10 protein-coding genes are annotated in these 11,499 nt (G+C 59.9%); 6 read left to right on the top strand and 4 right to left on the bottom strand.

Annotated elements, in window-relative coordinates; all coding sequences use genetic code 11:
• The first annotated feature begins 2 nt into the window (after positions 1 to 2).
• Genes BW995_RS18520 through BW995_RS18530 form a run of 3 tightly spaced genes read left to right on the top strand, consistent with a single transcriptional unit; the run spans position 3 to position 2,069 of the window.
• Positions 3 to 416: a RidA family protein gene (locus tag BW995_RS18520; protein ID WP_076401919.1), complete on the top strand. Its 414-nt coding sequence runs from the start codon at positions 3 to 5 to the stop codon at positions 414 to 416.
• A gap of 20 nt (positions 417 to 436) precedes the next feature.
• The gene (locus BW995_RS18525; protein ID WP_076401920.1) at positions 437 to 1,117 is read left to right on the top strand and encodes a DUF1028 domain-containing protein; all 681 of its coding nucleotides are present in this window, start codon (positions 437 to 439) and stop codon (positions 1,115 to 1,117) included.
• Between the two features lie 10 nt (positions 1,118 to 1,127).
• Positions 1,128 to 2,069 carry a LysR family transcriptional regulator gene (locus tag BW995_RS18530; RefSeq protein ID WP_076401921.1) on the top strand — a complete coding sequence of 314 codons (942 nt, stop codon included), beginning with the start codon at positions 1,128 to 1,130 and terminating at the stop codon, positions 2,067 to 2,069.
• Positions 2,070 to 2,073: 4 nt separating this feature from the next.
• Here BW995_RS18530 and BW995_RS18535 read toward each other — a convergent pair whose 3' ends face one another.
• Positions 2,074 to 4,038: a tetratricopeptide repeat protein gene (locus BW995_RS18535; protein ID WP_076401922.1), complete on the bottom strand. Its 1,965-nt coding sequence runs from the start codon at positions 4,036 to 4,038 to the stop codon at positions 2,074 to 2,076.
• A gap of 280 nt (positions 4,039 to 4,318) precedes the next feature.
• Here BW995_RS18535 and BW995_RS18540 point away from each other — a divergent pair, with 280 nt between their 5' ends.
• Genes BW995_RS18540 through BW995_RS18550 form a run of 3 tightly spaced genes read left to right on the top strand, consistent with a single transcriptional unit; the run spans position 4,319 to position 8,104 of the window.
• A complete protein-coding gene (locus BW995_RS18540; protein ID WP_076401923.1) occupies positions 4,319 to 5,545 on the top strand; it encodes a flavin-containing monooxygenase in 1,227 nt (408 codons plus the stop codon).
• Between the two features lie 49 nt (positions 5,546 to 5,594).
• Positions 5,595 to 7,712: an oxidoreductase gene (locus tag BW995_RS18545; protein WP_076401924.1), complete on the top strand. Its 2,118-nt coding sequence runs from the start codon at positions 5,595 to 5,597 to the stop codon at positions 7,710 to 7,712.
• 23 nt (positions 7,713 to 7,735) lie between these two features.
• Positions 7,736 to 8,104, top strand: coding sequence for a cupin domain-containing protein (locus BW995_RS18550; RefSeq protein ID WP_175617124.1), 369 nt, complete (start codon positions 7,736 to 7,738; stop codon positions 8,102 to 8,104).
• 70 nt (positions 8,105 to 8,174) lie between these two features.
• On the opposite strand, the gene BW995_RS18555 is transcribed toward BW995_RS18550, so the two are convergent.
• From BW995_RS18555 to BW995_RS18570, 3 genes are all read right to left on the bottom strand, one after another.
• Positions 8,175 to 9,200: a sulfotransferase gene (locus BW995_RS18555; RefSeq protein WP_076401926.1), complete on the bottom strand. Its 1,026-nt coding sequence runs from the start codon at positions 9,198 to 9,200 to the stop codon at positions 8,175 to 8,177.
• Positions 9,201 to 9,214: 14 nt separating this feature from the next.
• Entirely contained in the window at positions 9,215 to 9,616 is a 402-nt protein-coding gene (locus BW995_RS20875) for a hypothetical protein (protein WP_076401927.1), read from the bottom strand.
• Between the two features lie 204 nt (positions 9,617 to 9,820).
• Positions 9,821 to 11,119, bottom strand: coding sequence for an arylsulfotransferase family protein (locus tag BW995_RS18570; RefSeq protein ID WP_084194982.1), 1,299 nt, complete (start codon positions 11,117 to 11,119; stop codon positions 9,821 to 9,823).
• Positions 11,120 to 11,499: the final 380 nt, after the last annotated feature.

Genomic DNA, 11,499 nt, shown 5'->3' on the forward strand with positions numbered 1-11,499 from the left:
TCATGCGTCATACCCGCATCCGTATGTTCAACACCCGCGACACCTATCCGAACCAGAAGCTGGACAACGACCTGTGTCAGACAGTGGTTGCCAAGGGCAGCATGGTGTTCGTGCGCGGGCAGATCGGCCAAAACCTCGATACCTCGGAAAGCGTGGCGATCGGCGATGCTGCCGGGCAGGCCGAGCAGGCGATGCACAACATCCAGATGCTGCTGGCCGAGGCCGGGGCCGAGCTGGAAGACATCTGCAAGATCACCATCTATCTGACCGATCCGCGCTACCGCGAAGATGTCTACTGCACCGTTGGCCGCTGGTTGAAAGGCGTGTTCCCGGTGTCTACCGGGCTGGTGGTGTCGGCATTGGCCCGCCCGGAATGGCTGGTGGAAATCGATGTCATTGCGGTGATCCCGGAATAACGCGCAAGGAGGGAAAGATCATGACCTTTTCCGTTCTGGGCCGGTGTGGACGCACCGGCCAGATGGGGATGGCGATTTCGTCGTCTTCCCCGGCGGTGGCGGCCCGCTGTGCGTGGGCCGAGGCCGGAGTCGGGGTGGTGGCAACGCAGAACATCACCGATCCCGCACTGGGGGCCAAGGGACTGGCGGCGATGGCGGGTGGAGCCGATGCCGGGCAGGCGCTGGCGCAACTGGTCGCCAGCGCGCCGTTCATCGACTATCGCCAACTATTGTTGCTGGATGCGAGCGGTCGGACGGCGCAGTTCTCCGGCACGCAGACGTTGGGAACGCACGCGGTGGCCGAAGGCGAGCAGGTGATCTGCGGAGGCAACATGCTGGCCAGTCCGATGGTTCCGGCGGCGATGGTGGCGGCGTTCGAGGCCGACCCGGACCTGCTGCTGCCGGAGCGTTTGCTGCGGGCGCTGGAGGCCGGACTGGCGGCGGGCGGCGAGGCCGGGCCGGTACATTCCGCCGGGCTGCTGGTGGTGGATCAGGATTGCTGGCCGCTGGTCGAGCTGCGGGTGGACTGGCAGGATGACGCCCCGCTGGCTGCTTTGCGCAAAGCATGGCAGATTTATCAGCCACAAATGAATGATTATGTGATGCGGGCCAAAGACCCTCGTCAGGCTCCCGGCTATGGCGTACCGGGGGATGACAGATGAAAGACGGGCGATGCGGTTTACCTTTCGACAACTGGAATACTTCGTTGCCGCTGGGGAAACCGGCAGCATCACCCTTGCCGCCGAGCGGATCAACATTTCCCAGCCGTCGATTTCCTCGGCGATTTCACAGCTGGAGGCCGAACTGGGCGTCCAGCTGTTTGTTCGTCACCATGCACAAGGGCTGTCGCTGACCCCGGCGGGCAAGCGGCTGCTGCGTGAAGCCAAAGAGCTGCTGTCGCAGGCGCTGAATCTCTATGACAGCGTGTCGGATGTGACGGCGGAAATTCGCGGGACACTGTCGGTCGGTTGCATGGTGACGATGGCCCCGATGATCATGCCCGAGCTGTGCTATTCCTTTTGCGCCTCGTTCCCGCGTACCAGCATCAGCCAGACCGTTGCCAGTCAGGAAGCGCTGATCGAAGGCTTGCGGCGGGCGGAGATTGATCTGGCCCTGCTGTATGACCTCGACATTCCCAAGGATATCGAGTTTGAACCGCTGGTCAGTCTGCCGCCCTATGTGCAGTTGTCCGAAACCCATCCGCTGGCCAACCACAGTCGTCTGGGCCTGAGCGATCTGGTCGGGGAACCGCTGATCCTGCTCGACCTGCCGCTCAGTCGGGAATATTTCCTGCAACTGTTTGCCAGCCAGAGCCTGACGCCGTGCATCGGCGCGCGCACGCCTTACCCGGATATGCTGCGCACAATGGTCGCCAACGGTCACGGCTATGGGCTGGCCAACGTCCGCCCGAAAGCCGATCTGGCGCTGGACGGGCGGCGGCTGGTGCGGGTGCCGCTGGCCGGGTCGTTGCGGCCGATGCGCATCTGTGTGGCCACCCTCGGCAACCTGCGCCCCAGCAGGCTGGCGCAGGCGTTCGAGAACCACTGCAAGACTTTTATCTCGGATGGTTACATTCCGGGGATGGTGCCGCCCCGGATGGATACCCGCGCCTGAAGTCTCAGGAAGGCTCCTTCAGGGCCGCTTTCACCTCGGCGATCACCGGTTGCCAGTCTCCGGCGGTGGTTTGACGGAACATCCGCATCGTCGGGTACCACTGACCGCCGGGAAGCGGCCAGCGCCAGTCGGCATCAAAGGGCAACAGCAGCCAGGTTGGCACCCCCAGCGCCGCCGCCATGTGGGCGGTGGAATTGTCGATGGTGATCACCAGATCCATCGCCGCCACCTGTGCGGCAAAGGCATCCAGATCGCTCATCTGGTCAATGGCCGGATCAACACGCACTGCCGGGCCGATGGCGTCGGCCAACCGGACCGGATCGCCATATTGCAGGCTGACGAAGGCTGTTGCGTCTGTTTCGCCGTCGGCGAGGCTGGCGAGCAGGGCGGGAGGGATCGACCTCCGGGTGCCGGTGCGGCGAGACGAGGTCATCCACGACAGGCCGATCCGCCGCTGTCCACCATACTGCTGGCGCAGGGCATCGCGGCGGGCGTCGTCGCAGCGCAGGAATTGCTCCGGCAGCCATGCGGCCTGTTGCCCGTGCAGCCCCAGCAAGCCCGGCAAATCCCCACAGGCGCATTCAACCGCCACATCGGCGGGGGGCTGGTCGGTTGCCGACAGGATGGTCACGTCGGGGAATGACCGTTGCAGCAGCGGTTGTAAACGGGGATCACAGTGCAGGGCCACCGCCTGCCCGCGCGCCAGCACGGCGGGGAGCAGACCGGCGAACATGATTTCATCGCCAATGCCCTGTTCCGGGGCGATCAGCAGGCGCGCGCCGCTCACCGGAAAGGCATCGGGCAGCAGGGTGGGGTAGCGGGGGACCGGGCTGCCATGGGGGTTGCGTCGTTTCCGCCAGCCATACAGACGCCAGCCAAGGGCGTATTCGCCGCTTCTCAGCAGGGCAAGGGCAAAGTTGAAGCGAATCTCCGGGTGATGGGGGGCCAGGTGTTCGGCCTGCCGCAGCAGGGCGAGGGCGTCGTCCTGCTGTCCCAGCGCCAGCAGGCACACAGCCAGCGAGCACAGGATTTCGATTTGCTCCGGTTGCAGGGCAAGAGCCTGCCGCAACGCCTGTTCGGCGGCCTGCGGCTGATTGTCTTCCTGCAGGGCGGCGCCCAGATTGCACAGCGCCATCGCATAGTCCGGGCGCACGACCAGCGCCGCCCGTGCCGAGGTCACCGCATCGGCAGGCCGCCCGCAGGCCAGCAGGGCGGCGCTGCGGTTGCTGAGGGCTTCGGGGTGGTCGGGGGCAAAGGTGATCGCCTGCTCCAGCAGGCCCAGCGCCTCCTCGTGCTGCTCGCGTTCTTGCAGCAGCCGCGCCAGATTGTACAGGCCGTCAGCATCCTGCGGGCGATAGCGCACGGCCAGTGTCCAGGCGGTGATGGCTTCGGTGTTCTGGCCGGTGGAGGTCAGAATTTCAGCCAGCAGGCGGTGCAGCCAGCCGAGGGTCTGCGGCGGGCTGGCCCCGCTGTCGGCGATGGCATGGCGTAGCTGCGACAGGGCGAGGGCGGGCGGCAGTTCCCGCAAGGCCGTGGTCAGGTCAGCAATCACCGCCCCGCTTGTGGTGCCGGTGCGCAGCAGATCAAGGTACAGGGCCACCGCTGCCGCCGGTTGTCCGGCCAGATGCAGGGCGGCGGCCTGTTTGTGGATCAGGCGCGCGGCGTGGGGCGACGGGTTGGCCGCCCGCCGAAAGGCTTCGGCGGCCCCGGCGTATTCGTGCAGGGCATGCAGAATGTCACCCAGCAGTTCAAGGGCGGCGGCATGGTCGGGGTCGATCTGCAAAATGCGCAGACAGGCATCGGTGGCCGGGTCGAACTGCCCGCGTCGGCACCACAGGACCGCCTGCAAATTCAGGGCGGGCAGATGGTCGGGCTGGTCGGCGAGCAAGGCGGTACACAGTGCCATCGCCTGATCGAACTTCTGGTTCTGAAAGGCGGCAACGGCCTGTTGAAAGCGCGGTTCTGGCACCAGTCTTCTCCGTTGAAACGTTCTGAACACTGATACGACCGTCCGGCCTTGTCCGGTCTGGACCGCATGGATGCACGTCTTTGGAAAAACCTAATCAAGACCGAATTAAATCATAATTTCGCTGCCCCGGTCCCTTCAGTAGAAGGGGTACAGGGCCTCAGCCATGCGGGCTGATCCTCTGGAGAGTGCGCCCCCCCCCTTGCGGGGTGGCCAGCCCTCCATCCCCCCTGTTATTCCGGCAAATATGTCGCCACAGGTGACACACACAAGGATGCCGCGCATGTCAGTAGAACACGTCGATACCCTCATCATCGGTGGCGGTCAGGCCGGATTGGCGATGAGCGAACATTTGCGCGCCGAAGGCGTGCCGCATCTGGTCCTCGAACGGCACCGGATTGCCGAACGCTGGCGGTCCGAGCGGTGGGAGTCGCTGGTGGCCAATGGCCCGGCGTGGCATGACCGCTATTCCAGCAAGACCTTTGATCACATTGACCCGGACGGCTTTGCTCCGGCCAGCATGATTGTTGACTATCTGGAAGAGCACGCCCGCCAGATCGAGGCGCCGGTTCGCTGCGGTGTCGAAGTGACCCGCGTCACCCGCAAGGCTGACGGCAGCGGATTCGATGTCGAGACCTCGCAGGGGGCGATCAGTGCGCGCTCGGTGGTGGCGGCGACCGGGCCGTTCCAGCGGCCCCTGATCCCGACCGTTGTGCCTGAAACGGCTGGACTGATGCAGCTCCACTCGGCGCAATACCGCAACCCGGCGCAGTTGCCACAGGGCAATGTGCTGGTGATCGGCGCCGGATCGTCGGGGGTGCAGATTGCCGATGAACTGCAACGGGCGGGCAAGCAGGTCTACCTGTCGGTCGGCCCGCATGACCGGCCGCCGCGTCGCTATCGCGGCAAGGATTTCGTCTGGTGGCTGGGGGCGTTGGGCCTGTGGAATGCCGAAGCCTGCGAACCGGCGATGGAACATGTCACCATCGCGGTCAGTGGCGCACATGGGGGGCACACGGTCGATTTCCGCGCTCTGGCCGAACAGGGGATCACCCTGCTGGGGCGGGCCGAGCAGTTTGCCGATGGGGTGATGCACTTTGCGCCCGATCTGGCGCGCTCGATTGCGGGCGGGGATGCCAACTATCTGTCGATGCTTGATGCGGCGGACGCCTATATTGCCCGCGAAGGGCTGGACTTCCCCGAAGAACCGGACGCCCGGCTGATGCGCCCCGATCCGGCCTGTGTGCAACATCCGCTTGAACAGCTTGATCTGGCCGCTGCCGGGATCACCACCATTCTGTGGGCGACCGGCTATGGCCTTGATTTCGGCTGGTTGCAGGTGGACAGCTTTGACGACAAGGGCCGTCCGGTCCATCAGCGGGGGGTGTCGCCGGTGCCGGGGCTGTACTTCCTCGGGCTGGCGTGGTTGTCCCGTCGGGCGTCGCCGTTTATCTGGGGCGTGTGGCATGACGCCAAATATCTGGCCGGGCAGATTGCCGCCAGCCGGTAAGCCTGTTTTTCTCCGCCCGCTTTTCCCCCGATGACCACAGGAGACATTCATGGAGGACTGGATCGCGTGGGGCCAGCCACAGGCCCGCCCCGCACGCTATGACGTCCTGTTCGAGCCGGTGAAGATCGGCCCGCTGACCGCGCGCAACCGTTTCTATCAGGTGCCGCACTGCAACGGCATGGGCTACCGCGACCCGACGGCGCTGGCGCACATGCGCGGCATCAAGGCCGAAGGCGGCTGGGCGGTGATCTGCACCGAGCAGGTCGAACTCCATCATACCTCCGAAATCACCCCCTTCATCGAACTGCGGCTGTGGGATGACCGCGACATTCCGGCGCTGGCGCGGATGGCCGACAAGATCCACGAACACGGCGCACTGGCCGGGATCGAGCTGGCCTATAACGGCATGAACGGCTCGAACCTGTACAGCCGCGAAGTCCCGATGGGGCCGGGGCATCTGCCGGTGGCGACCTTTACCTATGACCCGGTGCAGGCGCGCCAGATGAACAAGCAGGACATCCGCAACCTGCGCACATGGCATCTGCAAGCGGTCAAGCGGGCCAAAACCGCTGGCTTTGACCTGATCTATGTCTATGCCGCCCACGCGCTGGGCTTCCTGCACCACTTCCTGTCGCGCCGCTATAACCACCGCATCGACGAATACGGCGGCTCGCTGGAAAACCGCGTCCGCCTGTTGCGGGAAATCACCGAGGAAACCAAGGCCGCCGTTGGTGACACCTGTGCGGTGCCGATCCGTATTTCGGTTGATGAACTGCTGGGTGAGGGCGGCCTGTACAAGGAAGAGGTCGAAGACATGATCGGCCTGCTGGGCGACATTCCCGACCTGTGGGATGTCACGCTGGCCGGGTGGGAAAACGACAGCCAGACCTCGCGCTTTGCCGAGGAAGGGGTACAGGAGCCATTCATTGCCAACATCCGCAAGCTGACCAGCAAGCCGGTGGTCGGCGTCGGGCGCTATACCTCGGTGGACCGGATGGTCAGTCTGGTCAACAAGGGCATTCTGGACATGATCGGGGCGGCGCGTCCGTCGATTGCCGACCCGTTCCTGCCCAACAAGATCGCCGAAGGCCGCTTTGACGATATCCGCGAATGCATCGGCTGCAACATCTGTGTGTCGGGGGATTTCACCCAGTCACCGATCCGCTGCACCCAGAACCCGACCATGGCCGAAGAATGGCGCAAGGGCTGGCACCCGGAAAAGGTCCGTCGCCACAAGACCGACAAGCCGGTGCTGATCATCGGTGGTGGTCCAGCCGGGCTGGAGGCGGCGCAGACGCTGGGCAAGCGCGGTTATGAGGTGACACTGGCCGAAGCCGGAACCGAACTGGGCGGTCGGGTGCTGAAGGAAGCCCGCCTTCCCGGTTTGTCGGCATGGGTGCGGGTGGCCGACTATCGCAAGATGCAGCTTCACCAGTTGCCGAACGTGACGCCCTATTTCGACAGTCGCCTGAGCGCCGATGACGTGCTGGGCTTTGGCATTCCGCGGGTGGTGATCGCCACCGGGGCCACCTGGCGGGCCGATGGGGTGGGGCATTTCCACACCCTGCCGGTGCCGATTGCCGACGGGGCTCAGGTGCTGTCGCCCGGCATGGTGATGGATGGTCAGCGCCCGATCGGTCGGCAGGTGGTGGTGTGGGATGACGACCACTATTACATGGGCGGCATCATGGCCGAGCTGATGGCCGACAAGGGCTATCAGGTGACCTATGTCACGCCCGCCTCCGAGGCTTCGACCTGGACCCGCAACACGCTGGAGCAACATGCCATTCAGCGGCGTCTGCTGGAAAAGGGCATCGTCATCCGCACCGCGCTGGCCCTGAGTGACATCGCACCGGACAGCGTGGGGATGAGCTGTGTCTACACTGGCCGTCGTCACGAACTGGCCGCTGATGCGGTGGTGCTGGTGACCGCCCGCCTGCCCAATGACGCGCTGTCGGTCGAGCTGGAGGAGCGGCAGGCCGAATGGGCTGATGCCGGAATCGAAAGCGTCACCGCCATCGGGGACGCGCTGGCCCCGGCGACCATTGCCCATGCGACCTATGCCGGACGCCGCTATGCCGAAGAGCTGGACGAGGCTCCACCGGCTGAGGGCGAATTGCCGTTCAAGCGCGAGATCACCGGTCTGGTGCCGCTGGATACTCTTTAATTCTTCTTTTTATGGAGCGTTTGATGCTTGCCTTTCACCTTGCCATGGATCGCACCGCCCTTGATGCCTGGGGCAATCCGGAAGATATCGGGGCGACCACGGTGGCCGGTCCGATTGCCGTGTCGGGAAAAATCCTGTTCGGCAGCCTCGACAGCCCGGTTTCCGGGGGGCTTTACGCCGCCACTCAGGGCCAGTACCGGGTGACCTATCCCTTTAACGAGCACGCCACCTTGCTGGAGGGCGAGCTGGCCTTGACCGATGAAGACCGTGGCGTAACCGAGGTCTACGGTCCCGGCGACAGCTGGATCATTGCGCAGGGAACCACGGTGTTGTGGGATATTCGTTCGGCGGCAATCCGGAAAAGCTATCTGGCGGTCAGCCTGTCGGTCTGATGGAGGGGGGGCCATCCCTCTCACGGTTGACCCGGGACCGCGTAACGCTGGGCGGATGCTCAGTCAGGGATCAGTGTGTCTCGCGCAGGGAGCGCAGGTTTTTGTAGACCTCACGGGCTTCCCTTAAGAGGTCCTGATCCATGTCCCGTTCGTCGGATCGTGCCGATGAAAGGCGGTATTCATTGTCCATACCGGATGCAACCTCGAGTTTTTCGGCCAGTTGCGTCCAATAGTGCGGGTCATCGCAAAGGGTTTCGTAGCATACGAAGATGGTAGAGGCACCGCCGTCATTCCGGGTTTCCCATAAATGACGGTATACCTCCAGCCACAGCTCGAGCCAATAATTCACGGACTCCGGTGTATCGTAACAAGGCTTGTTCTGGGAAAAGTGAAAGCGCAGGTGATCCGCACCAAATTCATGATGGGCTAGCCATGACATGTATTTTCTTGTAAAGACATCTGATGATTGAAAATGATGATGCTGCCGGTGAAGGCTTGAGGCTTGGGATGCCGGGTCTCTGAAGGGGGCTACGAATGCTGCATTTGGGAAGTGCTGCTTCAGTGCGGGTAACCGCAGGATGTTGTTGTTGCCTTTTGAGAGGTATCTGTTCCGCCCGGTGAGCTGCAGGAATCTGTTCACAAGCTGCTTGTAGCCCTCCAGTGCGGCAGCGTCAGGAGTATGCGCGAGAAGAAAGGGGGGCTGGATGTAGGACTCCCCCACTGTGACGCGCCAGTAGATTTCATCCAGGGCTTCCGGGCTATTGGCATCGACGTAGATTCCGTCTTTGTGTGCCCTCTCTTCTGGTGCCATCGGCTTTGTGTTGAGCCATCTGCTCATTTTGGACCACAGGCTGGGCATGAGGACGAATGGCATATCCCGATAGGTGAAGCTGGCGAGGCCAGGATCCTTCGCCAAATGCCGAAGAACCATGGTGGTGCCGCTTCGAGCAAGACCTGCCACAAAAATGTGTTTCTCGTTGCTGCGTTCCGGACACTCCCCCTGCGATAGCTCAATATTGAGGAAGGCCCGCGCAAGATGCCTGTTATCCAGGGCCAGCCAGTGGAGAAAGCGGGATGTTTTTGAGTGGTGATGCATGCGCCCCGCCTGCCTTATCGTGTATGCCAGTGTGTGAGACGTCTGACGATCTGTTTTCTGAGAACGAGCCACAGGGATGCAAGGATAAAAGATGCCGCAATCCCCATAGGTTGCATCCATATTTCTGCGGATCCACTCTCAATGGAATTGCTGATTTCACAGGCAGCCAAGAAAAGTCCGGCGATGATACATATCTTCGTGGTCATTCTTAAGCCTGCGATGAGCAGGGTCTGAGAGTATTTCTGGACAGACTTTTCCTTCCAGCAGTCAGATACCTTTTTAAGGTTTGCCCACCACCATATTTTCTTTCCGGTTCCATGGAGTGCATACACGTCTCGTGGAAAATTCATCATAATGACGATTTCCACCAGTGCGATGACTGTGATGGTGAAGAGGATGATCTGATTGAAATTCATCTCTTGTTACTTTTGGTTATTCTTTGTTCTTTTGATTAATCTTTTGAAGGGGTACCAAATAATTCCAAATAATCCGAGGATGATGGCAAAGACGATTGCCAGAACACCAGATATGGCTCCCAGGCCCATCCCCGGGCCTATGTAGGCATGGGCTGAGTTCACCATAAGAATGGAAAGTACAAGGCCAAGAAATGCTGACTGCATTTATCTGTTCCCTTCGTTCTTTTTGCATTCAAGAGAGATTGATGATATTTCGTCTTTCGACAAATATCGACTCCAGCCAATAATTCCTGCGGTCTGGGTATCTATTGTATTGACAAAGCTCCACACTATCCCTTTCTGGGATATGCGTAGCAGTCGTCCTGCACCTTCCTCGTCAACGATGGCGGATCCATCGTCCAGAATCCGGGCGCCACCGCCCGCTGCGGTCATGACCTGCAGGCGTTTCATGATGGCATCATAGGGCGTGCTGACGGTACCATTCGAGAGATTGTAAAGGTAGATGGTGTTGTGCCCATCTTCAAAAAAGCGGTAGCCGTCTGCCCGCACGACGTCGTTGCCGAAAACGCTGATGCTGTCTTCGCCGACAAAATCTGGTCGATGTTGGTTAAGCCATGGCCCGACCTGGAGCCACAGAATCTTGTTGGTGCTCGGCCTGTACAGGAAAACGGTGCTTGTGTGCCGCAGGCTGAGAAGAAGATCGCCTTTTTTCCAGTATTTTCCGTCATACAGGGCGGGCTGGATATAGTTCAGGTGCACAGATCGTTCTTCGATAGGGATCGAGCGGGATATGTTTTGAACGCCATAGATCAGCCCGCGATATCCGTTCTCGATCAAGATATCCTTTACGGGCTTTTCATACAGTAAGTCTCCGTTAGGAGAGAATTTTGCAATTCTGTCATCTTCAAAGTCATCATTTTCTTTATGAGGACGTAGAATGGGGGCCCAGATATTGCCTTCGTGGTCAACGGAAATCGAGTGGTGGGCTTTTATGTCGGCTGCCCACATGATTTCATTGCATGCAGAAAGCCGGACAAGAGGCCCCTTTTCATCATGAAATATAATTGATCCATCCTGCATTAGGTGTGGATGGAACATTTGATATTTTTCATTGCTTATTATGGTATTTTCTTTTACTTTTTTGTTTAATTCTTTTATATCCATGGCCCATGTATGTTTCACGGTCCATGTCTTTTCTTCGACGAGATCTACGATGGGACTGCCTCGCTCCATTGAGAAGCGGGGGACCAGGACATACCCATAAGATGTGGTTTCTTTATCATACGCAGTAAAGCCGGGCGTTGAGGCGAACCGGTTGGGTACGCTTTGCGGGTAAGCGAACAAGAGATTGTATGTCTCGATGACCATGCCTGGAAAAGCCGCGATGGCACGAACAGCCGAATACATATGCAGTGGGCCACTTGCATCATGTTCCCGATGGGATTTGCGCACAATCCACGCAAATGAAATTGAAAATATTACAATGATCCAAATGGATAGCATTGTGATATATGCTCTCTGCCGCAATTCTTGGTGCCCTTTTCCTGCGTGAACACTTTATGGTCTCTGCTGAATGGAAAAGCGACGGGGATGCCCGGATTGGAGCAGGGCCATGCTTTTGTCGTAAATCCGGGTCATGGACCGAATTCTCACAGAGCCATAAACTTAAAAGTTGTTATTTGTTTAGATTTCCCTCATTAATTCTCAAGAGGGCACGTAAAATTCTTTTACGATTAAAATTCATATCATTCTGTTCTGAGAATTTCTATTGGATTTATATCCATTATTGATCTGCGTATTCACCTATGGTTTAATTATATATTATATTCATGTTGTATTGATTGTTATTGCGCCTTGATAGTCTGAGAAAGATGCCAGTTTTG

The sequence above is a fragment of the Insolitispirillum peregrinum genome, from assembly GCF_900156605.1.
GTDB classification, from domain to species: Bacteria; Pseudomonadota; Alphaproteobacteria; order Rhodospirillales; family Rhodospirillaceae; genus Insolitispirillum; species Insolitispirillum peregrinum.

Excerpts from the sequence above, each read along its gene's own strand:
- BW995_RS18520 (WP_076401919.1), top strand. The coding sequence starts at position 3 with ATGCGTCATACCCGCATCCGTATGTTCAACACCCGCGACACCTATCCG.
- BW995_RS18525 (WP_076401920.1), top strand. The coding sequence starts at position 437 with ATGACCTTTTCCGTTCTGGGCCGGTGTGGACGCACCGGCCAGATGGGG.
- BW995_RS18530 (WP_076401921.1), top strand. The coding sequence starts at position 1,128 with ATGCGGTTTACCTTTCGACAACTGGAATACTTCGTTGCCGCTGGGGAA.
- BW995_RS18540 (WP_076401923.1), top strand. The coding sequence starts at position 4,319 with ATGTCAGTAGAACACGTCGATACCCTCATCATCGGTGGCGGTCAGGCC.
- BW995_RS18545 (WP_076401924.1), top strand. The coding sequence starts at position 5,595 with ATGGAGGACTGGATCGCGTGGGGCCAGCCACAGGCCCGCCCCGCACGC.
- BW995_RS18550 (WP_175617124.1), top strand. The coding sequence starts at position 7,736 with ATGCTTGCCTTTCACCTTGCCATGGATCGCACCGCCCTTGATGCCTGG.
- BW995_RS18555 (WP_076401926.1), bottom strand. The coding sequence starts at position 9,200 with ATGCATCACCACTCAAAAACATCCCGCTTTCTCCACTGGCTGGCCCTG.
- BW995_RS20875 (WP_076401927.1), bottom strand. The coding sequence starts at position 9,616 with ATGAATTTCAATCAGATCATCCTCTTCACCATCACAGTCATCGCACTG.
- BW995_RS18570 (WP_084194982.1), bottom strand. The coding sequence starts at position 11,119 with ATGCTATCCATTTGGATCATTGTAATATTTTCAATTTCATTTGCGTGG.